Below are 23,101 nucleotides of genomic sequence, written 5' to 3'. Positions count from 1 at the left end.
TATCTAACGATAATGACATGTTCTTTAACAATCTGGAAAGCTGACTAGTAAATTCAATCAATAGATTGATTTTAAAAAATGTTTTTATCTTCGGATAAAAACGAGTTCTCAAACAATACACATTCAAGTGTCTTGTATCGAGTCCGGCGAAAAACCAACGTTTAATACTTTCTTGATCGAAGTGTTAAACACAAACCTTGGTTGTTTGAACATACGAAACCTCTTGGGGTTGTATGGTTAAGTGACTAAGCGTACACGGTGGATGCCTTGGCAGTCAGAGGCGATGAAGGACGTATTAACTTGCGATAAGCCCAGAGAAGGTAGTAAAAACCGGTGACTCTGGGATTTCCGAATGGGGAAACCCACGTGCATAAGCACGTATCGTGTTGTGAATACATAGCAGCACGAGGCGAACCGGGGGAACTGAAACATCTAAGTACCCCGAGGAAGAGAAATCAACCGAGATTCCGGTAGTAGCGGCGAGCGAAACCGGATTAGCCCTTAAGCTAGTTTTGCGTTAGGTGAAAGTTCTGGAAAGTTCTGCGATACAGGGTGATAGCCCCGTAACCGACAACGCATTATCAGTGAAAACGAGTAGGACGGGACACGTGATATCCTGTTTGAATATGGGGGGACCATCCTCCAAGGCTAAATACTCCTGACTGACCGATAGTGAACCAGTACCGTGAGGGAAAGGCGAAAAGAACCCCTGTGAGGGGAGTGAAATAGAACCTGAAACCGTGTACGTACAAGCAGTAGGAGCCCACTTGTTGGGTGACTGCGTACCTTTTGTATAATGGGTCAGCGACTTAATTTTAGTAGCAAGGTTAACCGTTTAGGGGAGCCGTAGGGAAACCGAGTCTTAACTGGGCGAATGAGTTGCTAGGATTAGACCCGAAACCGAGTGATCTAGCCATGGGCAGGTTGAAGGTGAGGTAACACTTACTGGAGGACCGAACCGACTAATGTTGAAAAATTAGCGGATGACTTGTGGCTAGGGGTGAAAGGCCAATCAAACTCGGAGATAGCTGGTTCTCCCCGAAAGCTATTTAGGTAGCGCCTCGGACGAATACTACTGGGGGTAGAGCACTGTTAAGGCTAGGGGGTCATCCCGACTTACCAACCCTTTGCAAACTCCGAATACCAGTAAGTACTATCCGGGAGACACACGGCGGGTGCTAACGTCCGTCGTGAAGAGGGAAACAACCCAGACCGCCAGCTAAGGTCCCAAAGTTATAGCTAAGTGGGAAACGATGTGGGAAGGCTCAGACAGCCAGGATGTTGGCTTAGAAGCAGCCATCATTTAAAGAAAGCGTAATAGCTCACTGGTCGAGTCGGCCTGCGCGGAAGATTTAACGGGGCTAAGCTATACACCGAAGCTGCGGCAATGCAGTTTACTGCATTGGGTAGGGGAGCGTTCTGTAAGCCGTTGAAGGTGAATCGTAAGGTTTGCTGGAGGTATCAGAAGTGCGAATGCTGACATGAGTAACGATAAAGGGAGTGAAAAACTCCCTCGCCGGAAGATCAAGGGTTCCTGTCCAACGTTAATCGGGGCAGGGTAAGTCGACCCCTAAGGCGAGGCCGAAAGGCGTAGTCGATGGGAAACGGGTTAATATTCCCGTACTTCTTATAATTGCGATGGAGGGACGGAGAAGGCTAGGTGAGCCTGGCGACGGTTGTCCAGGTCCAAGTATGTAGGCTGATGGTTTAGGCAAATCCGGACCATCTTAAGGCTGAGATACGATGTCGAGTCACTACGGTGATGAAGTCATTGATGCCATGCTTCCGGGAAAAGCTTCTAAGCTTCAGGTTATAAGAAATCGTACCCCAAACCGACACAGGTGATCAGGTAGAGAATACCAAGGCGCTTGAGAGAACTCGGGTGAAGGAACTAGGCAAAATGGTACCGTAACTTCGGGAGAAGGTACGCTCCTAGCGGTGATGAGACTTGCTCTCTAAGCTGCCGGGAGTCGCAGATACCAGGTGGCTGCAACTGTTTATTAAAAACACAGCACTGTGCAAAATCGAAAGATGACGTATACGGTGTGACGCCTGCCCGGTGCCGGAAGGTTAATTGATGGGGTTAGACTTCGGTCGAAGCTCTTGATCGAAGCCCCGGTAAACGGCGGCCGTAACTATAACGGTCCTAAGGTAGCGAAATTCCTTGTCGGGTAAGTTCCGACCTGCACGAATGGCGTAATGATGGCCACGCTGTCTCCACCCGAGACTCAGTGAAATTGAAATCGCAGTGAAGATGCTGCGTCCCCGCGGCTAGACGGAAAGACCCCGTGAACCTTTACTATAGCTTGGCACTGAACATTGACCCTACATGTGTAGGATAGGTGGGAGACGTTGAAGCAACCGCGCCAGTGGTTGTGGAGTCAATCTTGAAATACCACCCTTGTATGCTTGATGTTCTAACGTTGGTCCCTTATCGGGATTACGGACAGTGCCTGGTGGGTAGTTTGACTGGGGCGGTCTCCTCCCAAAGAGTAACGGAGGAGCACGAAGGTGGGCTAATCACGGTCGGACATCGTGAGGTTAGTGCAATGGCATAAGCCCGCTTGACTGCGAGAATGACAATTCGAGCAGGTGCGAAAGCAGGTCATAGTGATCCGGTGGTTCTGAATGGAAGGGCCATCGCTCAACGGATAAAAGGTACTCCGGGGATAACAGGCTGATACCGCCCAAGAGTTCATATCGACGGCGGTGTTTGGCACCTCGATGTCGGCTCATCACATCCTGGGGCTGAAGTCGGTCCCAAGGGTATGGCTGTTCGCCATTTAAAGTGGTACGCGAGCTGGGTTTAGAACGTCGTGAGACAGTTCGGTCCCTATCTGCCGTGGGCGTTGGATGATTGAGAGGGGCTGCTCCTAGTACGAGAGGACCGGAGTGGACGAACCGCTGGTGTTCGGGTTGTGTCGCCAGACGCATTGCCCGGTAGCTAAGTTCGGAATCGATAACCGCTGAAAGCATCTAAGCGGGAAGCGAGCCTCAAGATGAGTCATCCCTAGACCTTTAAGGTCTCTAAAGGGTTGTTGAAGACTACAACGTTGATAGGTCGGGTGTGTAAGTGCTGCGAGGCATTGAGCTAACCGATACTAATTGCCCGTGAGGCTTAACCATACAACACCCAAGGGGTTTTATCTCGTAAAGAGAAAAGCGGACTCCAAGTACACTTGAACGTGTAGAGAACACTAGTTAGATTTTCCCAGATTGCTATTTATTGTCTAATGACAATAAATAAAACCGAATTTGCTTGGCGACCATAGCGTTATGGACCCACCTGATCCCATGCCGAACTCAGTAGTGAAACGTAATAGCGCCGATGGTAGTGTGGGGTCTCCCCATGTGAGAGTAGGACATCGCCAGGCTTTGAATTTTCTTTCACTTTTATAAAAAGTGAAGACAAAAAGTTAAGATACTTGTTCTGAACGACAGGTATCGGATAAAACGAAAGTTTTATCTCCGTGTGGAGCGGTAGTTCAGTTGGTTAGAATACCGGCCTGTCACGCCGGGGGTCGCGGGTTCGAGTCCCGTCCGCTCCGCCACTTTATTTAGACACAGTTAAGTCTTTAAAATAACTACAGGGGTGTAGCTCCAATTGGCAGAGCAGCGGATTCCAAATCCGCGTGTTGGGAGTTCGAATCTCTCCACCCCTGCCATCTTCAAGAAAGCCTCGTCAGAAATGACGGGGCTTTTTTACGTCTGGATATTATTAGGTCCGCTATGTTCTTTTTAACTCTCGTTTATTGATTTCTTTTATCGAATTTAAATTATCATTGTATTCATTCTTCAATGTATTCTGCTGTTGATATTGTATTGCTTGGTGTAAAAGCAAAAAAGGAGGGGTATGATTACGCTTATAAGCAAAGAGATTGACCCATCGCTAACAATAAAATCTCGAGCTTAGGTAAGATTAAGTGGTAATCTAGTGTTGCTAACATTGATTAATCAAGGAGAGTTCATGCCTCATCTTCGTTTCCGTGCTGTAGAGTTTGATGCAGTGAAAACCTTATCAACAGAGCTTGTTGATGAACTTCAACCACTGATGTCATGCCCTCGTGAAGACTTTACTCTAGAGCATATTCCGGCATCTTTTATTTTTGACGGAGAGGTATCTGATGCTTACCCGTTTGTTGAAGTATTGTGGTTTGATCGCGGGCAAGAAACGCAAGATAAAGTTGCAGCTATAATAACAGCCGCTGTACGTAAAACTCTGGATGATAAAGATCAGGATGTTGCCGTTATTTTTACCGCATTAACGGCGACCGCTTATTATGATAATGGCGAACATTACTAATATCCCTTTCTAAAACAGATATTCAAGCGTTTAAATTTTCATTTTTTATAAGTCAGCTTATATCCAATAGGCTGACTTACTCTGTTTAAGGTTTAGTATGGCACGTTATACAAAAACGAAGCTTGTTGCTGGTGTCGGGGTGGTTGCGGGCGCATTAGGCCTTGGTGCTTTTAATGCTTCTTTTGATATATCAACCCAACCCGATGTTACTAATGAGGTCTTTGCTCCACACCTCTCGTATCGTTGTATGGAAAGTGTTATTGCGCCGCCACTGGATATTGATGGTGAATTAACGGTAGCGGTCTGGAACATCTATAAACAACAACGCAGTAACTGGCGTAAGGCTTTAGAGTCTTTTTCAGCTGGAACGGATTTAGTTTTACTGCAAGAAGCGAGCTTAAATACTGATTTAAAATCATACCTTGATGATAATAGCTGGACGGTACGGATGGCGAATGCTTTTCGTTTTCTAGATACGCCGGCAGGGGTGATGAATTTATCTCGAGTAGACTCAAAGCAGACGTGTGCTTATTTAGCAATGGAGCCTTGGTTACGATTACCAAAATCAGCGTTGTTATCAGAATTTTCGCTTTCTAATGGGCAAACACTGGTTGTTGTGAACTTGCACGGTGTGAACTTTGCTTTAGGGCTTGATGAGTACAAGGCGCAGCTAAATAGTCTAAAAGATGTGTTGTCCAATCATGTTGGTCCAATCATTTTGGCTGGGGATTTTAATACTTGGCGTCAGGGGCGGATCAAGGTGTTAAAGTCGTTTGCGCATTCACTAGGATTGAAAGAAGTATCATTTGCGGATGATCAACGTATTCGTATATTAGGGAAGCCACTTGATCATTTGTATTATCGTGATTTAACGCTAGTGGGATCAGAAGCACCAAGAACGGATGCTTCTGATCATAATCCGCTACTCGCATCGTTTAGGTTGAAGTAACAAGGCGAGCGACGAAGTTGCTAGGCCACAATAATCAGTAGTGGCCAAATGATAAGTGTTAATGCCCAAGGTAATACAGCAACAATAATTGCTTTAGGACGATCGAAGTCAGTCCAAGCGCCTACGGCAGCATAAGTGAGTGCAATATACCAAGGCGCTAACAATGGTATTGTGGTCGCAAACGGTGCCCATGGATTGTTTAACGGTAGCTTTAATAGTCCATTAATGCTGTTTAAATCAGCGGCATTAGGCAGAATATTTGCAGAATTAAAGATAACATTTATATAACTCGCAATATCACCAATAAATGCAGGTAACATGATAAAGCAAGACGCTGCTAACCATTTACCGTAACTGTGTTGATATTGGCTTCCTTTGGTAGCCATTTTTAACCATAATGCCAGTAGAAAAATAACCGCAGTTCTACCTGAAAAATCGCTAAATACTTCGCCAGCCAGTAATACTTCTTTTGTTAACCACGCTTGTTTTACGGATTCATCCACACTGCCTAGTTGGCTTTGTAAGGCTTGTTGTAACCAAGGTAGGTCAACGTGATTAAAGTAATTCCCCCAGAAGATAAACGAGCCGAAAATAATAATGATGTAGGGTAAGAACGCCCATTTTGGACGTTCATAAACCGCTGCAAAACAATCAATCGGCGAACGGAAAAGATCTACAAGAGCAATTAATGGGTTTTTGGATGGTGTCATGCTTTAACCTTGCTTGTATCTATAACCAACTTAAGTGTTTGGCCCTGTTTTAGATACTTTTTACTATTGAGATTATTCCATTTTACTATTTGTTTTACTGTCACTTTGTGACGTTGTGCAATAACACTTAAACTATCGCCATTTTTTACTTTATAACTGATTGTTTTGACTTTATTGGTTGATTTACCTGCAGTTGTCGACACTTTATTGGAGGCAACTTTAAGCTTTTGACCTAAACGTAACGTTGATTTTGTTGAGAGTTTATTCGCTTTCGCTAGTGCCTTAACGGAAGTGTTGTATTGACGTGCAATTGTCCACAAGCTATCGCCTTTACGAACGGTATGGTGCGTTTGAGTAATAGCATTGTTGTGCTGAGTACGAACTAAGGCATAACTTGATGATGGTAGTTTCAGTTTTTGGCCAATGCGTATATTACTAGTTTTCAGGTGGTTTGTTTGTTTAATCGCACTGATTGTTGTGCTGTGGCGGGCGGCTATTACACCTAAGCTATCGCCAGACTTAACTGTGTAGGTCGTAGTAATTAACGCTTTATTCCTATTATTAGCGAATGCGCGATTAAATTTATTGACGCTGTTTATTGGCAATAATAAATCGTTTAACCCATTAGGTGCTGTAACGCCTCGACGATAAGCTGGATTTAGTGCCTTTATTTCAGCAGTGCTGATACCTGCGAACTTTGCCGCAATATCTAGATCGATTTGTGTATTGGGTTTAACTATTGCAACCGCAGGTTTGTTACTAATTGCGGGTAATGTGATGCCGTACTTTTTCTGATTTTTGATAATATCAGCAACAGCATAAAGTTTAGGCACATAACTGCTGGTTTCATCCGGTAGATCTAAATCCCAGTAATCGGTTGATTTACCAAGCGCTTTGTTTTTCTTTATGGCATTAAATACTCGGCCTTCACCAGTATTGTAAGCTGCTAGTGCGTATTGCCAATTACCATCAAACTTTTTATTGAGGTAAGTCAGTAGATTTAATGCAGCATCTGTTGATTTCACAATATCGCGACGACCGTCGTACCAACTATTTTGCTTTAAGCCAAAGCGACGACCTGTGTCGGGGATAATTTGCCATAAACCTGCAGCAGCCATACTAGAGTAGGCGTTTTGATCAAATGAGCTTTCTACAATAGGCAGTAAGGCAATCTCTAATGGCATACCGCGTTTCTCAACTTGTTCTGTAATGTAGTACAAGAAAGGTTGAGCACGCTCTGCAATGATTTCTAAATTGCGAGGGTGTTTTAAGTACCAGTTACGGTAATAACGGATACGTTTATTATTCGGGATGTGGGTATCGATTTGCATGCCAATGCGATCCCAGACATTTTTTTGTTGTTGGGGGGTAATTTTTTTTACTTCTGAAGTTACCTTATCTGGTTGGGATTCAAACAAGGGTGGAATAACTTCATTTGTCGGTTTTACAACGACGGTATTTACATCGTTAGTCTCGGCTTTTTTGGTGATAGGCTGTGTTGTTTCACAGCCAACTAATAAAAGCACGCTTGCTAAAAGAATCCGTGATTTCATAACTGTCGTCTATTGCTAAAGTGGCTGAAGATAATACGTGTCCAACCACCTTAGTGACAAGGTCTAGTATGTTAAAACTTATCTTTCCAACGTCGAAGTGCAGCGAAAGTCTCAAGATCGGAGTTATCATATGCTTTATCAGCAACAGAACGCTTGATGCTAGGTTGATCGCAACGCAAAAAAGGATTGATGCGTTTTTCTTGACTTAGTGTTGATGGAAGCGTTGATTTTCCGTTGGCACGCAGTCGAATCACTTTATCGCGATATTGCTGTAGGTGGGGGTTATCTTGTTCAGCGACAAGAGCAAAAGCGAGATTACTTGCGGTGTATTCGTGAGCACAAAAAACTTCTGTTTCATCAGGAAGAGTAGCAATTTTTTGTAGTGAATCGAACATTTGTGCAGGTGTGCCTTCAAATAAGCGTCCACAACCCGCAGAGAAAAGGGTATCACCACAAAAGAGTTTTTCATCCCCGACATAAGCCACATGACCTAAGGTATGACCTGGAACACTAAGCACCATAAAACGTTCACCAAAAATATCTACTTGGTCGCCATCTTCTACTGGTTGCGTTAGCCCTGGAATTGGTTCGTTAACCGGTCCGACGACTTTAGTTGATGGAAAGCGGCGTTTGAGTTCACTTATCCCCCCGATATGATCATGATGATGGTGAGTAATTAGAATCGCATCAAGGGTAAAACCGAATTTATCGATGGTTTCTAAAACCGGAGTCGCATCACCAGGATCGACAACGACACAGTGATTATCTTTGTTGTGAATGAGCCAGATGTAATTGTCATTAAATGCGGGTATGCTTTTAACTGTTAGCATGAATTTCTTCTCCAGCCTTATTCAAGTGTTGAGCAGTACTATTATGAAGCCAGCGCGTACAGTAACACATATTGAAGTGCCTTATTCTTGGTCTAATGTGACCAATGGTGAATGGGCGGCACAATTATTACAAGCTCGAATCGATGAGTGGTGTCCGAAGCTGTTTGGTTACCATATGTTAAAGCTTGGTGGCTTAAGTGCAGAGCTGACCAGTCACCATTGTAATATCCAACATCAAATTAGTGTAGATAAATTCAGTAGTTATCGTAACGTCGAAGCTGAGTCTTTTGAATTACCCTTTGTTGAAAAGTCATTTGATGCGTGCTTGCTTATTCATCAGCTCGATTATTCAACGGATCCTCATCGATTATTGCGTGAGGTTGATAGAGTTACTGTTGATGATGGTTATCTGTTACTTAGTGGTAATAACCCATTAAGTGTTAATGGGTTTTGTGGATTATTGCCGTGGAATAGAAACAAAGCGCCATGGAATGGAAGAATGTATTTATCGTCTCGAGTCATTGATTGGCTTAGGTTGCTAAATTATGAGGTGATATATCATGAGACATTTGCGGTATTACCTTCTACGCGTCATTTAACGTGTTCAGCATGGCTGGAAAATATCTTATCAGAACCCTTGTCTGCGGTAGGAAGTTTGTATTTTATCGTGGCAAGGAAGCGTACTTTCCCATTAAAACCAATAGAACCAAAATGGAAAGTGAGGCGTCAATTGGCTCCGTTACAAGTAAATTGTCGTACCGAAGCCTGTGATAAAATGGCGAAAAGAGATGCGGCGTATAAAAAGTCAAACTAATTGGCTTGATAACCATCGTCAGTAAACGTGGGTTTTTCTGCCGCGGCTCTAGCTAATACATCGCAACGTTCATTTTCAGGATGACCTGCGTGACCTTTTACCCAGTGCCATTGCACCTGATGACGTTGGGTTTCTGTATCTAAACGTTGCCATAAATCTGCATTTTTTACTGGTTTTTTATCGGCAGTTTTCCAACCTCGTTTTTTCCAATTATGGATCCACTGCGTAATTCCTTGACGCACGTACTGGCTATCAGTGGTAAGATCAACTAAACATGATTCCTTAAGGCTTGCTAACCCTTCAATGGCTGCAAGTAGCTCCATTCGATTGTTAGTTGTCATGAAAAAGCCGTCACTTAATTCTTTTTCATGTTGCTTGTATCTAAGTACAGCGCCATAGCCACCGGGACCTGGATTACCTAAACAAGAACCGTCTGTGTAAATTTCTACCTGCTTCATCATATTTGGTAGTATTGCCCTAGATAAAAACTTAAGTCTGACACATAAGCCACTATGAAAGCCACTAACCAACGCATTATTGTATTTGATACAGAAACCACCGGTATGAATATGACGGGCCCGCATTATGAAGGGCATCGGATTGTTGAAATTGGTGCGGTTGAAATTATTAATCGTAAATTAACGGGTAAAACATTCCATGTTTATATCAAACCCGATCGTCCAATCGATCCTGAAGCGATTGATGTTCACGGTATTACGGATGAGTTCTTAATCGGTAAGCCGAGCTATGCTGACATCCATCAAGAGTTTATCGACTTTATTGATGGTGCAGAGCTGGTGGCTCATAACGCATCGTTCGATATTGGTTTCATGGATTATGAATTCCAGTTAATGGGATCTGATCTTAAGAAAACGGAAGATATCTGCAAAGTAACGGATACCTTGGAAATGGCAAAACGCCTCTTTCCTGGTAAACGTAATAACCTTGATATTCTTTGTTCACGTTATGGCATAGATAACTCGCATCGAACGCTCCACGGGGCTTTGCTCGATGCCGAGATCCTTGCTGACGTTTACTTAATGATGACGGGTGGTCAAACATCGTTGAAATTAAGTGGCGATAACGAAGGGGATAGTGAGAAAGAATTTGCGATAAAGCGTTTGGTCGGTGAGAGAAAAGGGCTAAAGGTTATCTGTGCTTCTGCCGATGAATTAGTTTCACATGAAGAAAGACTCGATTTGATCGGTAAAAAAGCTGACGTTCTTTGGCGTCTGTAGGAGAGTTATGCTGAAGCGGTTATTAATATGTATGGCTGTCTGGCCATTATTTGCTTGGTCGCAAGATAATGATCGGATGACGTGGCTTGATAACCGTTTCCGTGTGGATCCAACGATAAAACAAGTGTCTTTCATGGTTAAACGAGAGCAACCCAGTCGCCCAGTGGTGTTGGTTGCGCCGGATGGCACGAAATATTATTCCAGTCGTCATCCTAAGCATGTCTCTTGGTATTCTGAAAATGATCTCGATATTATTTCGATTGATGAGCCAATGGCTGGACCTTGGCAAGCAATTGGCCGCGTTTCGCAAGATAACCGTATTACCCTGTTGTCTAATCTTCGCCTAACAGCAGATACGTTGCCGCAGAACTTATACCAATCTGAAGTGTTAAAGTTCTCAGCAAAACTCTTGCAGAATGACCAGCCTTTAACCGTTCGTGACTTTTTAGATCGGGTTAAATTACGTGTATCATTTTACCCCTATATATCGAAAGAGCAGCAACTCGTTCATGACGCCCAGCCAGAACCAATAGTGGTGGGCAACTTTGAAGATAATGGTCAAGATCGTGATGAAGTGGCAGGGGATGGCATCTTTACTGTTTCTCTTCCGATAACGGTTGAGCCGGGTAAATACCGTGTTGTAATTAAATCAATGAATGGTGTTTTTACGCGAGCCATAGAGCAAGAAGTATTAGTTTACCCTAAACCGTTTTCAGCCACTCTCATTAAAAGTCATAAGCTGCAAGAACCTCACCAGTTAGTGGTATTGCCACAAGATGATATGTTGGTTACAGGATCGTTAGCCGCTTATATTCGCTACGGTACACCAAATATCAAACAGCAAATTATTCAGCAACGGACATTACCAAATGAAACTGAGCTATCGATTGGATTGCCTTTTGATGGTGAGACGGGGAAATATTCGTGGGAAGGTTGGATCTATGGTACTGATAGGCTGCACCAACGCGAGCTGATATTTCCATTAGTTGAGAGCCACTTTGCGGTGATTAATAATATTCGCTCTGAAACTCATATGGAGCTTCCGCCTATCGATAAAGCGGAGCTTGAACGACAACAGATATTGAAAGAGATTGAATTGCAAAAATCCTCACGTGAAAAAACACTTAGCGTGATGGTGATGGGTAATATGGCGATAATCGTATTGGTCATTAGTGGAATATGGGGCTGGCGAGTATTTAAAAAGCGTCGAAAAGAGAAAAAAGAAGCCCTTGTTTTACCCTCATAAACAATGGTCAGAGAACAAATAAAAGGGAAGCGCTAGCTTCCCTTTTATATTTTTAACTGACTTCAACAATGAAATATGTCGTGATTAAGCCGCGTTATTGATCGAGCAATCAGCATTTGGTGTTGTCTTTGCCGCTAATTGTTCTGGCTCAAAGTCATCAACATTAATCGTACGTAAGCGACCTAATTCAGCACGGCGCAATAGCTCTGCTTCAGCATGTTCAATCACACCGAGTTCAAGTCCTTTATCGGCAACATTACCTAACTGTACAAACGGATATTTTTTGTTAGCTGCTTTACAAACTCGATCATAAATCGGCTCAGCGGCAAGAATATCGTTAAGTGCAGCTTCCATCATACCGACTGGATTCCCTTCAGATGCTTCTAAGAATTGGCCTCGACCTAGGCGATCTCGAGTTTCTGATGGGGTTTGTGCTAAACGAGCAACGGCATGATCTAAGTTATCACTTGGTTTGATACGACGTTGACCTAATGGGAACAATACAACACGTAGTGCGCCAGCAATGAACTTATTAGGGAAGTTACTTAGGAAGTCATCAAGGGCTGTTTCTGCTTGGTATAATGAATCCTGTAGACCCCAATGTACTAATGGAAGATCTTGTTGTTGATAACCATCATCGGCATAACGTTTTAGCGTCGCTGATGATAAATAAAGCTGGCTAAGCACATCACCTAAACGGGCAGATAAACGCTCTTTACGTTTTAATGAACCACCAAGCACTGCCATGGAAATATCAGCCAGTAGCGCAAGGTTAGCACTGTAGCGGTTAAGTTGTTGGTAATAACGGGATGTTGCATCTTTACGTGGTGCGGATGAACCGTAGCCATCGGTAATACCTAACCAGAAAGAGCGTGCCATATTACTTATCACGAAGCCAACATGCGCAAATACGGCTTTATCAAAGCTTTCTAAGGCTTGTTTTTTATCATCATTATAAGCGGCGTTCATCTCTTCTAATACATAAGGGTGACAACGGATTGCACCTTGTCCAAAGATGATCATTGAACGTGTTAGAATATTCGCCCCTTCAACGGTGACAGCAATAGGTGCACCTTGATACCCGCGAGCAATAAAGTTACTCGGTCCCATACAGATCCCTTTACCACCGACAATATCCATCGCATCAATCACACCGCGTTGGCTACGATGGGTACAATGGTATTTTACAATCGCTGAGATAACGGAAGGCTTTTCGCCCAGATCGATACCAGCGACGGTTAGAGTACTCGCTGCATCTAAGACATAAGCATTACCCGCAATACGCGCAAGTGGCTCTTCAATGCCTTCCATTTTACCAATAGGCATTTTAAATTGGCGACGAATACGAGCATAAGCCCCTGTTGCGATTGCTGCAGTTTTTAATCCACCCGTTGAATTAGACGGCAGAGTAATACCACGACCAACCGATAGACATTCCACGAGCATACGCCATCCTTGGCCAGCCATTTCCTGACCACCGATAATAAAATCAATAGGGACAAAGATTTTGTTACCTTTAGTTGGACCATTTTGGAATGGCACATTAAGAGGGAAGTGACGACGGCCAATCTCAACGCCCTCTAGATCGGTTGGGATCAATGCACAAGTGATACCCAGCTCTTTTTGATCTCCGAGTAAGTTGTCAGGATCCGAGAGTTTAAAGGCAAGACCTAGTACCGTAGCAACTGGTGCTAGAGTGATATAACGTTTGTTCCATGTTAATTCCATACCAAGGACTTCTTCGCCTTGCCACATACCTTTTTTCACAATACCGAAATCTGGAATTGAGCCTGCATCTGAGCCTGCTTCTGGGCTAGTTAAGGCAAAACAAGGGATCTCCTGACCAGCTGCTAAGCGGGGTAAATAATGGTTTTTCTGCTCTTCTGTACCATAGTGTTGAAGCAGTTCGCCTGGACCTAGTGAATTAGGAACACCAACGGTTGATGATAATACTGCAGAGACGCCTGTTAATTTTTGCAGTACTAGGGATTGGGCATAGGCAGAAAACTCAAGTCCACCATATTGCTTTTTAATGATCATGGCGAAGAACTTATGATCTTTTAAGTATTGCCATACTTCGGGTGGTAGATCGGCAAGTTCATGGGTAATTTGAAAATCATTCACCATACGGCAAAGTTCATTTACTGGTCCATCGAGAAAAGCTTGCTCTTCTGCTGAAAGGGTTGGTGCTGGAATATCATGGAGCTTTTTCCAGTCTGGATTACCACCAAACAGATCAGCTTCCCACCACACAGTACCGGCATCGATTGCTTCTTTTTCGGTACGAGACATTTCTGGCATGACACCTTGAAAGGCTTTTAATGCAGGAGCGGCGAGATATTTTTTACGTAAAGCTGGGATATTAAGAGGAATCGCAATCGCAGCGAAAATTAACCAGCTAATAACTCCTGTAATAGAAAAAACAGTACCGATTAATAGTGTTGCAGCAATTACTGCCGTAAAGGTTTTTAATGACGCGCGATGATACGCCAATATGAACATAACACCGATAAAGCTAATGACATACGCAAGCGTAACCATAGAGATTCTCCTTAATCTGTGTATTAAGACTGTTTACACATCATCAGGAATAATTGAGCTAGACCTGACTTCATGATGGAGAGTTCAGTACATTGCTACACATTTTATTGTTAATTGTAGGGTAATTATTATCAAGGTAAGAGGTCTTACCACTTTTGAATTATTGTAATGCGTTTTTTAACAAAATGTAAAATAGTTTTTCGGTATGAAAGTAAACTGTTACGTATACAAAGTGGGCTTAAGTCAGGTTGTTAAAGGGATTGATCGAGATCATTGAGGCTATTTTTTTTACTTGCAGATTTTTAGCAGAGCGTTAACATACGCCGTATTGTGATACTGTTCACGTTATTTGGAGTGGTTGAATTTTAACCATCCATGCAGAATGGTATTTCCCTTTGTTGCCTTTCCCGATTCCGACTGACACATGCCCGCCGGACTCCCTTACATCGGGTTGACATCAATTCCTGTTTATCAAATGTACGCAAAGTACAAGAGGTCTTGTTGTGTTGTTATTTCATGCTTTATCACAGGCGTGGAAGGATGGTTATTCCTTCTCTAAACTTCGTGCCGATATTGTATCGGGTATTACTGTTGGCATTGTGGCTATCCCATTGGGGATGGCATTAGCAATTGCTGTCGGTGTACCACCACAACATGGATTGTATACGGTCATTGTGGCGGGCTTTTTAGCGGCGTTATTAGGTGGTTCACGATTTAATATCACAGGCCCTACTGCGGCCTTTGTGGTTATCCTTTTACCGATCACTCAAAAATACGGCTTATCAGGCTTAATGTTAGCCACCATGATGTCAGGCATTATTCTATTATTGATGGGCATTTTTCGCTTAGGACAGCTGGTGGCATATGTGCCATATCCAGTTACCTCCGGCTTTACTGCGGGGATTGGTTTTGTTATTGCTTTTTTGCAGCTTAAAGATTTATTAGGTCTACATATTCAAGGTAGCCCAATCCATTTTCCTGAAAAAGTGATGTCATATGCCCATGCGTTACCTACAGCGAATTATGCTGATGCGATTGTTGGCGTGGTCACTATTTTAGTCTTTATTGGCTGGGCGAAATTAAAAACGCGTATTCCACCCCATTTAGTATCGTTACTGGTAGGGACGGTTTTAGCCTTAGTATTAAATAAATTTGGTCCTGAGCATGTGACTTTGCTGGGTGAAAAATTCAGCTATACCATTGGTAACCTTGTGGGTCATGGTATTCCACAAGAAGCACCGCAGTTTATTGCGCTGTGGAAGTCCAATACATTTAATTGGGCAACCGTAATTGAATTAATGCCTTCAGCATTAACTATCGCGATGCTAGGTTGTATTGAGTCGTTGTTATGCGCGGTTGTAGCTGATGGTATGACAAGTAAAAAACATAATCCTAATGCAGAGCTTGTTGGTCAAGGGATCGCGAATATTGTCGTGCCTTTCTTTGGTGGTATTCCAGCAACAGCGGCGATTGCTCGTACGGCAACCAATATTCGATCTGGCGCGTTTTCACCGATATCTGGTATAACGCATGCGCTTTTTGTTTTAGCTGCGATGATTGTGTTAGCCCCAGTACTCTCGTTTGTTCCAATGAGTGCATTGGCTGGCTTATTAATTATGGTGGCATGGAATATGTCTGAAGCGCCTCACTTTGTGCATACATTAAAGGTTGCACCACGTCGTGACGTTGCCGTCTTGATGACATGCTTTATCTTAACCGTTGCATTTGACATGGTGGTAGCCGTTATTGTGGGGTTATTACTTGCGGGCGTATTATTTATTCAGCGTATTGCGACATTAACAACAGTCACGATCACACATGATGAGCATCCTCACCTCAATTTGGGTCATGATGTAGTGGTCTATGATATTAATGGCCCACTATTTTTTGCTGCGAGTGAGAAGGCTTTCTCTGTTATTGAACATGCAACGACAGAAACACGTGCCGTTGTACTTGATTTTAGTGATGTTTCAACGATTGATATTACAGCGATCCATGCCTTTGATATGGCGTTAGATCGTCTGTCTGAGTTACCTGTTTATTTATTGGGAGCGCAGCCGCATGTTGAACGTAAACTCTATCATGCTGGAATATTTGAGGCAGAGAATGTGCATTTAGCCCACTCTATTAGTCAATTACAGCAAGTTTTACTGATTAATTCTCACAATGATTCTGATCAGGAGTCGACACTGTAAGTTATTTGTATGTAAACTGCGAATAACGGTGTATTTAAAACATCAAGCGGGTCTTTACCCGCTTGATTTGTATCTAAAGAATAATAGAGAGAATCGCTTATGTATCAGGATCTGATCCGCGCTGAACTAACAGATGCAGCTGATGTACTAAATCGCTTTTTAAGTGATGATAAAAACCTTGCAGATATTGAAGCGGCAGCAAAGCTATTGGCAGATTCCTTTAAACAAGGTGGTAAAGTACTGTCTTGTGGTAACGGTGGCTCACATTGTGATGCAATGCACTTTGCTGAAGAACTAACAGGTCGTTACCGTGAAAACCGTCCTGGTTATCCTGGTATCGCGATTTCTGATCCAAGCCACTTATCGTGTGTAAGTAATGACTTCGGCTATGAATACGTATTTTCACGCTATTTAGAAGCTGTTGGCGCTAAAGGTGATGTATTGTTTGGTTTGTCTACTTCTGGTAATTCAGGCAATATTTTAAAGGCGATTGAAGCTGCAAAAGCTAAAGGCATGAAGACGATTGCCTTAACCGGTAAAGATGGCGGTAAAATGGCTGGCTTGGCGGATGTTGAAATCCGTGTTCCCCACTTTGGTTATGCGGATCGCATTCAAGAAATTCATATTAAGATTATTCATATTTTAATTATGCTAGTTGAAAAGGAAATGGCAGCAGAATAAGCCTTAGGTCATTCTGGCTATTGATAAGTATCGTTAATTAATAATAAAAGGGCATAAAGGAAAATGTGTGAATTGCTAGGCATGAGCGCAAATGTGCCAACAGATATTTGCTTTAGTTTTACTGGATTAATGCAGCGAGGAGGCAATACTGGTCCTCATCGCGATGGTTGGGGCATTACGTTTTATGAAGGTAAAGGTTTTCGAACCTTTAAAGATCCGAATCCAAGCTGTCAGTCTCGTATTGCTGAATTAGTACAACAATATCCGATAAAGAGTCGGGCAGTAGTGAGCCATATTCGCCAAGCTAACCGTGGTGGTGTGAACTTAGAAAACACCCATCCATTTACCCGTGAGCTTTGGGGAAATTATTGGACGTTTGCGCATAATGGTCAGTTAACGGGCTATGAGAGTTTAGAAACTGGCAGGCATAAAGCGGTAGGTGATACAGACAGTGAAATTGCTTTCTGTTGGTTGCTCAATCAACTTGAATCGAAGTTTCCAGAATTGCCTGACGATTTAAATCCGGTATTTAGCTACTTTGCCCAGTGTTGTAATCAGTTACGTCAGCTTGGCGTTTACAATATGCTATTAAGCAATGGTGAGTACGTACTAACCTATTGTACCAATAATTTGCATTGGATCACGCGTCGAGCACCATTTGGTCAAGCTTCATTAATTGATGAAGATGTCACGATTGACTTTCAGCAAGAAACGACACCTAAGGATGTGGTGACGGTTATTGCTACTCAGCCGTTAACCAATGATGAAAGTTGGCACAAAATGGCAATTGGTGAATTTATTGTGTTCCATTTTGGTGAGCCTGTATTTAATCAATTGGCGACTGAATAAGTTGATGTAAGATCGAACGGTTATAACAATTTGGCTGATAAAGGAAAGGGCGATCAGATGATCGCCTTTTTTATTGTTAACATTATCTCGAAAGGCAAGTACAAAAAACAAGCCATAGTTATACTCCTAACTTTTTATTCTGTGACGGATTAAATATATTTATTGAATAGTAGGTTTTATTTAAACGTTGAGTTAAAGCTTTTATTAAAAATATAAACGAATTTTTGTGATAAAATATGTAATATTCTTGTTATTAGATATTTAGGTTTGCTATGAAAAAAAATGTAATTGAAGAGAGACTGAGTTTGGTTTGTTATTTAATTGACAGTGAACCTAATAAAAAATACTCTCTGCAAGAGCTAAGTGATGTTGCAAGACTTTCAAAGTATCATTTTCAACGCGTATTTAAATCTATGGTTGGCGTTACTCCTCATCGTTATATATTACTTTCTCGATTACGTCGTGCTTCTTTCGAATTGGTTTATTTTAAAGAACTAAAAATAATAGATATCGCGCTTTCAGCTGGGTTCGAAAGCCCTGAAGCATTTACTCGTGCATTTGTTAGGTTATTTGATCAAACGCCAACAGAGTTTAGAAAGAAACCTCAATGGTCAAGTTGGGGGCATAGATTTAATATTCGGATACCTGTGAGAGAAAAGAAGTATGAAATTAAAGTAGAAGAATACCCGAGTAGGGAATGTGTAATGATCACCCACAAGGGTGAATATCTGGAAGGTATGAAAACTTTTGATATATTAGTTTCATGGTTGGTAGAAAATAATTTTCATAGTGAAACGAGCATTAAATCGACACCATTTATTACTATTCCATATGCAAATCCCTTAGAGAGCGATGGATCTGATTATCGATGTGATATTGCCATTGCTATTAATTGTAAAGTCTTACCCAATGAGCTTGGTATATTTTCAGGAACTATTTCAAGAGGAGATTTTGCTGTTGTTACTTATGTAGGACAAAGAGAAGTTTATGGTTTTGTTCATGCGATTACTAATGTTCTTACTGAGTGGTTACCAAAAACACAATGGGAGCCGATATCAGCCCCCATTCTTTTCGAACATATTAACTCTCCGCTTATCGTTCCTGAAACGGAATTAATTACAAAAATCTGTATACCTGTATATAGTAAAATTAATCCTTAAATAACACATAGGGTTAGTATAAAGTTAATACTAAAATAAGTATAACAATCATAAAGAAAGACAAAATAAGGCTATTCATTATCGAATAGAATATTACCTTCAAGCCAGGTTAAGTTTGTTGTCATTCCTGCTAATAGCCAAGTTGATGCGTTTAAGCAGAATAAAACAGCGAGATGATCTAAACCATCGATCGAATCGCCATGTAAGTAACTAGGTTTGACAGGGTAATGAGCGACGTAAGAGCATTCAGAACCCAATGAGAGTTGTTTATAATTTTGTACCCAACTTGTCAGTACTGCTTTAGTAGATTGGGCTTTCGGCTGACTTAAAACAGTTATACAAGCATCATTATCTTCAGGTGTTCGTCTAAATTTATTGATTGCATGACGTATATCTTGAGCCGTCAGAGTGCTTTCAGTACTGATAATTATTGGTTTGATATAATTTCCAACATCCGTCTCATCAAGGTAATTGATATGAGGTCTCGCATTTACCGGAAATATGGCTAGATCTGGTTTTACTGAATTAAAAAATAATGAATTAATAATATCATGAGTAGACACCCATTCACCGTGCAAGTTTTCGTTAGTTTCATCTTTTAATTTATTAATTAATTCTAAGTTTATCTTTTTCACAAACGTTTTCTTTTCTATGGATGTGAATTTATTAACCTCTCCTTCGATTCTGGAAAACTGTAATTTCCTCTCAAAGTTAAAAGGTTTAATTTCTTCATCAAAGCTTAATAAACTTAATAGCTGATAATAGCTCGTTCCATCACCAATAATATGATTCATTGAATAGATAATCGCAAACTCTTTTTCCTTTTTATCTTCAATGAGACTAAATTTTATTAATGGATTGTCAGTGTTAATACATTCTTTTGTCGGTAATGGATAAAGTTTATTAATTATCTCTTTGTCTTGGCTATTATCGATAATTTCAATAAGATTATTAATGTTTGCGTTTTCATTCAATAAATCTTTTATATCAAAGAACTCTAAAAATGGGGAAATATCATTAACTATTTCTGGTGTTTGACATGCAATTTCATCATCATTAGTGCTTATTAGTTTCGCTCCAATCCAAGGATTCGCAATTAAAATGTCTTTAAATCTATCCTTTAATTTATCTAGAGGAGGCGTTCCATTAAACCTTGAAATTGTTGCAACGATACCATCGTGGCGAGCTGTGTTAATTTCTGACTTTAGAAGTGGACTGATTGGCATATATTTATACTCTTGGTTTTATTGTGAGAAAATTATAAAACCGAAGCGTAATCATTACCTGACCGATATTGCTATTTAGGTATTTGATGTGAATTTAAAAAATACTGAAGCATACTCAGTATACTTCAGCATGTTTGATCTCAATATTGTGTCTTTATTTAACTATCTTCGGCTGCGTAGCCATGAGCACCAAGTTCTAAACCATCTAAATATGCTTTTCGATTTTTCATGGTTAAGCGTTCATCGGCTAACCATTTTACGACAATTGGATAAATGCCGTGTTCTTGTGTTAGCACGCGTGAAGCGAGAATATCGGCATTATCATCCTCAAAAACGGGAACTTTAGCTTGCAGTACTACAGGCCCGCCATCTAATTCTTCTGTGACAAAGTGAACACTGGTTCCGTGCTCTTTATCTGATGCATCAATAGCACGCTGGTGGGTGTGTAGACCTGGATATTTAGGCAATAGAGAGGGGTGGATATTTACCATTTTCCCCAAGTAATGAAGAACAAACGCTTTACTTAGAATACGCATATAGCCTGCTAGCACAATAATATCAGGTTGGTATTCATCTATTTGTTTCATTAATTCATCATCGAAAGCTTCACGAGATTCAAATGATTTTGGATCAAGAAAATGATCAGCAGCGCCAAATTGTTTCGCACGCTCTAAACCGTAAGCTTCTTTTTTATTAGAAAAAACAGCAACAACTTTTGCGTTGGGGATTTGGGCTTCAAAAATGGCTTGTAGGTTGCTTCCGCTACCTGAAATGAGGACAACGATATTTTTCATAATCTGGGACTACCATTGTGTTGTAAGCTGGAGATGTGTCATGACTAAACTAATACATTTTTAAAGGCTATCGATGTATAGATAGCAGAATGAGGACATAGTGTCCTCATTCTTTTTGCGAGTTAGCACTGTTGAGAGTTATTTGATCTCGACTTGCTCTTCGTTATCAGCAGCGTTTGCAATTTCACCTAGTAGCCATGCGTTTTCGCCTTCAGCATTTAGGATATCAATGGCTTGTTGTGCTTGATCTTGTGGAAGGGCAATCACAAGGCCAACACCACAGTTAAACGTACGGTACATTTCGTAAGTTTCTACATTACCTGCAGTTTGTAGCCAGTTGAAGATTGCAGGCCATTGCCAGCTCGCACCATTTACAACCGCTTTTGTACCTTTTGGAAGTACACGTGGAATATTTTCCCAGAAACCACCGCCTGTAATGTGTGAAATAGCATGTACGTCACAGCTTTCCATCATTTTTAGCGTTGATTTAACGTAAATTTTGGTTGGCGTTAATAGATGTTCAGAAAGTGTTTTACCTTCTAATTCTTCATTCAAATCGGCATTGGAAACGTCAATGATTTTACGCACTAATGAATAACCGTTTGAGTGTGGGCCGCTTGAACCTACAGCGATAAGTGCATCACCAGCAGTTACTTTTGAACCATCGATGATGTCTGCTTTTTCAACAACACCAACGCAGAAACCAGCTACGTCGTAATCTTCACCGTGGTACATACCCGGCATTTCAGCGGTTTCACCACCAATTAAAGCACAACCTGATTGGATACAGCCTTCGCCAATACCTGTTACGACACTTGCTGCTGTATCAATATCTAACTTACCGGTTGCGTAGTAATCAAGGAAGAACAAAGGTTCAGCACCTTGAACAATAAGGTCGTTAACACACATAGCAACCAGATCGATACCGATTGAATCGTGTTGATTTAAATCCATAGCCAAGCGAAGTTTAGTTCCTACACCATCCGTGCCTGAAACTAAAACGGGCTCTTTATATTTGGTTGGTAGTGAACAAAGTGCACCAAAACCACCAATTCCCCCCATAACTTCTGGGCGATGAGTACGTTTTACCACCCCTTTAATACGGTCTACTAATGCATTACCGGCATCGATATCAACACCAGCATCTTTGTAACTAAGAGAAGAGTTTTTGTCGCTCACAGATGATCCCTCAACGTATTAAAGTAAAAAAGCGGATACATGATAACAGCAGTCACTGCCTAAAGGAAAACGTTTGCGTCAATTTTTTTAGCTGGATACTAAGTAAACAGTTAAACGTTTACTACTATCTGCAATCGTTTGGCTTAGTATATAATGATGCGATTTTATTTTTTATTTGCTCAGGAGTCAGAGATGAAAGTTGTTGAGGTAAAACACCCACTGGTTAAACATAAGATTGGTCTTATGCGCGAAGGTGACATCAGCACTAAGCGTTTCCGTGAGTTAGCAACTGAAGTTGGTAGCCTACTGACATATGAAGCGACTTCAGACTTCGAGACAGAAAAAGTTACGATTGAAGGTTGGAATGGTCCAGTAGAAATTGACCAGATCAAAGGTAAAAAAGTAACTGTAGTGCCAATTCTTCGTGCAGGTCTAGGTATGATGGATGGTGTACTTGAGCATATGCCAAGTGCACGTATCAGCGTTGTTGGTATCTACCGTGATGAAGAAACGCTTGAGCCTGTGCCATACTTCAACAAGCTAGCATCGAATATCGATGAGCGTATTGCGCTTGTTGTTGACCCTATGCTAGCAACGGGTGGCTCTATGATTGCCACACTAGATCTATTAAAAGAGCACGGTTGTACGCAATTTAAAGTACTAGTGTTAGTTGCGGCACCAGAAGGTATTGCTGCATTAGAGAAAGCACACCCAGATGTTGAGCTATACACAGCTGCAATTGATGAGAAGCTAAACGATAAAGGCTACATCGTTCCTGGTCTAGGCGATGCAGGTGATAAAATCTTCGGTACTAAGTAATTAGTAAACAAGAT

Annotated in this window: 18 protein-coding genes, 2 tRNA genes and 2 rRNA genes; 14 read left to right on the top strand and 8 right to left on the bottom strand. The window is 41.6% G+C overall.

Going from position 1 to position 23,101, the window contains the following annotated elements; genetic code table 11:
* Positions 1 to 235 precede the first annotated feature (235 nt).
* The 6 genes from BTO08_RS09925 (at position 236) to BTO08_RS09900 (ending at position 5,252) form a co-directional block, all read left to right on the top strand.
* Positions 236 to 3,126: ribosomal RNA gene (locus BTO08_RS09925) — 23S ribosomal RNA — on the top strand.
* A gap of 132 nt (positions 3,127 to 3,258) precedes the next feature.
* Positions 3,259 to 3,374 (top strand): 5S ribosomal RNA (gene rrf, locus BTO08_RS09920).
* 100 nt (positions 3,375 to 3,474) lie between these two features.
* Positions 3,475 to 3,551 (top strand) — tRNA-Asp (locus BTO08_RS09915).
* A 37-nt stretch (positions 3,552 to 3,588) separates the two neighbouring features.
* Positions 3,589 to 3,665: transfer RNA gene (locus BTO08_RS09910), tRNA-Trp, on the top strand.
* A gap of 302 nt (positions 3,666 to 3,967) precedes the next feature.
* Positions 3,968 to 4,303 (top strand): DUF1904 domain-containing protein, encoded by a 336-nt coding sequence (locus BTO08_RS09905; RefSeq protein WP_005363464.1) that lies wholly within the window; start codon positions 3,968 to 3,970, stop codon positions 4,301 to 4,303.
* Positions 4,304 to 4,400: 97 nt separating this feature from the next.
* Positions 4,401 to 5,252 carry an endonuclease/exonuclease/phosphatase family protein gene (locus BTO08_RS09900; RefSeq protein WP_005363465.1) on the top strand — a complete coding sequence of 284 codons (852 nt, stop codon included), beginning with the start codon at positions 4,401 to 4,403 and terminating at the stop codon, positions 5,250 to 5,252.
* Positions 5,253 to 5,272: 20 nt separating this feature from the next.
* On the opposite strand, the gene BTO08_RS09895 is transcribed toward BTO08_RS09900, so the two are convergent.
* The 3 genes from BTO08_RS09895 to gloB form a co-directional block, all read right to left on the bottom strand.
* Positions 5,273 to 5,962, bottom strand: coding sequence for a YIP1 family protein (locus BTO08_RS09895; protein ID WP_045084818.1), 690 nt, complete (start codon positions 5,960 to 5,962; stop codon positions 5,273 to 5,275).
* Positions 5,959 to 7,515 carry a LysM peptidoglycan-binding domain-containing protein gene (locus tag BTO08_RS09890; RefSeq protein WP_105060844.1) on the bottom strand — a complete coding sequence of 519 codons (1,557 nt, stop codon included), beginning with the start codon at positions 7,513 to 7,515 and terminating at the stop codon, positions 5,959 to 5,961. The genes BTO08_RS09895 and BTO08_RS09890 overlap by 4 nt, the downstream gene beginning before the upstream one ends.
* Positions 7,516 to 7,586: 71 nt before the next feature.
* Positions 7,587 to 8,345: a hydroxyacylglutathione hydrolase gene (gene gloB / locus BTO08_RS09885; protein WP_105060843.1), complete on the bottom strand. Its 759-nt coding sequence runs from the start codon at positions 8,343 to 8,345 to the stop codon at positions 7,587 to 7,589.
* A gap of 43 nt (positions 8,346 to 8,388) precedes the next feature.
* Here gloB and BTO08_RS09880 point away from each other — a divergent pair, with 43 nt between their 5' ends.
* Positions 8,389 to 9,159, top strand: a complete 771-nt coding sequence (locus BTO08_RS09880; protein WP_105060842.1) for a methyltransferase domain-containing protein — start codon at positions 8,389 to 8,391, stop codon at positions 9,157 to 9,159.
* Here the strand turns inward: BTO08_RS09880 and rnhA are convergent.
* Positions 9,156 to 9,620, bottom strand: a complete 465-nt coding sequence (gene rnhA / locus BTO08_RS09875) for a ribonuclease HI (protein WP_045129104.1) — start codon at positions 9,618 to 9,620, stop codon at positions 9,156 to 9,158. The genes BTO08_RS09880 and rnhA overlap by 4 nt on opposite strands.
* Before the next feature lie 51 nt (positions 9,621 to 9,671).
* Here rnhA and dnaQ point away from each other — a divergent pair, with 51 nt between their 5' ends.
* Both dnaQ and BTO08_RS09865 read left to right on the top strand, forming a co-directional pair.
* Positions 9,672 to 10,397 (top strand): DNA polymerase III subunit epsilon, encoded by a 726-nt coding sequence (dnaQ, locus tag BTO08_RS09870; RefSeq protein ID WP_006647095.1) that lies wholly within the window; start codon positions 9,672 to 9,674, stop codon positions 10,395 to 10,397.
* A 7-nt stretch (positions 10,398 to 10,404) separates the two neighbouring features.
* On the top strand, positions 10,405 to 11,643 hold the full coding sequence (locus BTO08_RS09865) for a TIGR03503 family protein (protein ID WP_242446250.1): 1,239 nt from the start codon (positions 10,405 to 10,407) through the stop codon (positions 11,641 to 11,643).
* A gap of 84 nt (positions 11,644 to 11,727) precedes the next feature.
* Here BTO08_RS09865 and fadE read toward each other — a convergent pair whose 3' ends face one another.
* The gene (gene fadE, locus BTO08_RS09860) at positions 11,728 to 14,184 is read right to left on the bottom strand and encodes an acyl-CoA dehydrogenase FadE (RefSeq protein WP_105060840.1); all 2,457 of its coding nucleotides are present in this window, start codon (positions 14,182 to 14,184) and stop codon (positions 11,728 to 11,730) included.
* A gap of 503 nt (positions 14,185 to 14,687) precedes the next feature.
* Between fadE and dauA the strand changes: the two genes are divergently transcribed.
* The 4 genes from dauA (at position 14,688) to BTO08_RS09840 (ending at position 19,069) form a co-directional block, all read left to right on the top strand.
* On the top strand, positions 14,688 to 16,379 hold the full coding sequence (dauA, locus tag BTO08_RS09855; protein WP_105060839.1) for a C4-dicarboxylic acid transporter DauA: 1,692 nt from the start codon (positions 14,688 to 14,690) through the stop codon (positions 16,377 to 16,379).
* Between the two features lie 99 nt (positions 16,380 to 16,478).
* The gene (gene lpcA, locus BTO08_RS09850; protein ID WP_105060838.1) at positions 16,479 to 17,060 is read left to right on the top strand and encodes a D-sedoheptulose 7-phosphate isomerase; all 582 of its coding nucleotides are present in this window, start codon (positions 16,479 to 16,481) and stop codon (positions 17,058 to 17,060) included.
* Positions 17,061 to 17,123: 63 nt separating this feature from the next.
* On the top strand, positions 17,124 to 17,909 hold the full coding sequence (locus BTO08_RS09845) for a class II glutamine amidotransferase (RefSeq protein WP_105060837.1): 786 nt from the start codon (positions 17,124 to 17,126) through the stop codon (positions 17,907 to 17,909).
* 272 nt (positions 17,910 to 18,181) lie between these two features.
* Positions 18,182 to 19,069, top strand: coding sequence for an AraC family transcriptional regulator (locus BTO08_RS09840; protein ID WP_105060836.1), 888 nt, complete (start codon positions 18,182 to 18,184; stop codon positions 19,067 to 19,069).
* Between the two features lie 71 nt (positions 19,070 to 19,140).
* Here BTO08_RS09840 and BTO08_RS09835 read toward each other — a convergent pair whose 3' ends face one another.
* The 3 genes from BTO08_RS09835 to purM all read right to left on the bottom strand — a co-directional run bounded on the left by BTO08_RS09835 (position 19,141) and on the right by purM (position 22,268).
* Positions 19,141 to 20,295, bottom strand: coding sequence for a hypothetical protein (locus tag BTO08_RS09835; RefSeq protein WP_105060835.1), 1,155 nt, complete (start codon positions 20,293 to 20,295; stop codon positions 19,141 to 19,143).
* 158 nt (positions 20,296 to 20,453) lie between these two features.
* On the bottom strand, positions 20,454 to 21,089 hold the full coding sequence (gene purN, locus BTO08_RS09830; protein ID WP_105060834.1) for a phosphoribosylglycinamide formyltransferase: 636 nt from the start codon (positions 21,087 to 21,089) through the stop codon (positions 20,454 to 20,456).
* A gap of 138 nt (positions 21,090 to 21,227) precedes the next feature.
* Positions 21,228 to 22,268 carry a phosphoribosylformylglycinamidine cyclo-ligase gene (purM, locus tag BTO08_RS09825; protein ID WP_005363502.1) on the bottom strand — a complete coding sequence of 347 codons (1,041 nt, stop codon included), beginning with the start codon at positions 22,266 to 22,268 and terminating at the stop codon, positions 21,228 to 21,230.
* A 192-nt stretch (positions 22,269 to 22,460) separates the two neighbouring features.
* Here purM and upp point away from each other — a divergent pair, with 192 nt between their 5' ends.
* Positions 22,461 to 23,087, top strand: a complete 627-nt coding sequence (gene upp, locus BTO08_RS09820; RefSeq protein ID WP_045129097.1) for a uracil phosphoribosyltransferase — start codon at positions 22,461 to 22,463, stop codon at positions 23,085 to 23,087.
* Positions 23,088 to 23,101: the final 14 nt, after the last annotated feature.

The organism is Photobacterium angustum (genome assembly GCF_002954615.1).
Classification (GTDB): domain Bacteria; phylum Pseudomonadota; class Gammaproteobacteria; order Enterobacterales; family Vibrionaceae; genus Photobacterium; species Photobacterium angustum_A.
The sequence above is the reverse complement of the archived record's forward strand: the minus strand, read 5'-3'. Positions and strand labels throughout refer to the sequence as shown.

What these genes read in the sequence shown, in the direction of transcription:
- rnhA (WP_045129104.1), bottom strand. Translation starts at nt 9,620, where the DNA reads ATGATGAAGCAGGTAGAAATTTACACAGACGGTTCTTGTTTAGGTAAT.
- upp (WP_045129097.1), top strand. Translation starts at nt 22,461, where the DNA reads ATGAAAGTTGTTGAGGTAAAACACCCACTGGTTAAACATAAGATTGGT.
- BTO08_RS09890 (WP_105060844.1), bottom strand. Translation starts at nt 7,515, where the DNA reads ATGAAATCACGGATTCTTTTAGCAAGCGTGCTTTTATTAGTTGGCTGT.
- BTO08_RS09835 (WP_105060835.1), bottom strand. Translation starts at nt 20,295, where the DNA reads ATGCCAATCAGTCCACTTCTAAAGTCAGAAATTAACACAGCTCGCCAC.
- BTO08_RS09845 (WP_105060837.1), top strand. Translation starts at nt 17,124, where the DNA reads ATGTGTGAATTGCTAGGCATGAGCGCAAATGTGCCAACAGATATTTGC.
- BTO08_RS09840 (WP_105060836.1), top strand. Translation starts at nt 18,182, where the DNA reads ATGAAAAAAAATGTAATTGAAGAGAGACTGAGTTTGGTTTGTTATTTA.
- fadE (WP_105060840.1), bottom strand. Translation starts at nt 14,184, where the DNA reads ATGGTTACGCTTGCGTATGTCATTAGCTTTATCGGTGTTATGTTCATA.
- lpcA (WP_105060838.1), top strand. Translation starts at nt 16,479, where the DNA reads ATGTATCAGGATCTGATCCGCGCTGAACTAACAGATGCAGCTGATGTA.
- BTO08_RS09895 (WP_045084818.1), bottom strand. Translation starts at nt 5,962, where the DNA reads ATGACACCATCCAAAAACCCATTAATTGCTCTTGTAGATCTTTTCCGT.
- BTO08_RS09880 (WP_105060842.1), top strand. Translation starts at nt 8,389, where the DNA reads ATGAAGCCAGCGCGTACAGTAACACATATTGAAGTGCCTTATTCTTGG.
- BTO08_RS09900 (WP_005363465.1), top strand. Translation starts at nt 4,401, where the DNA reads ATGGCACGTTATACAAAAACGAAGCTTGTTGCTGGTGTCGGGGTGGTT.
- purN (WP_105060834.1), bottom strand. Translation starts at nt 21,089, where the DNA reads ATGAAAAATATCGTTGTCCTCATTTCAGGTAGCGGAAGCAACCTACAA.
- BTO08_RS09905 (WP_005363464.1), top strand. Translation starts at nt 3,968, where the DNA reads ATGCCTCATCTTCGTTTCCGTGCTGTAGAGTTTGATGCAGTGAAAACC.
- gloB (WP_105060843.1), bottom strand. Translation starts at nt 8,345, where the DNA reads ATGCTAACAGTTAAAAGCATACCCGCATTTAATGACAATTACATCTGG.
- dnaQ (WP_006647095.1), top strand. Translation starts at nt 9,672, where the DNA reads ATGAAAGCCACTAACCAACGCATTATTGTATTTGATACAGAAACCACC.
- BTO08_RS09865 (WP_242446250.1), top strand. Translation starts at nt 10,405, where the DNA reads ATGCTGAAGCGGTTATTAATATGTATGGCTGTCTGGCCATTATTTGCT.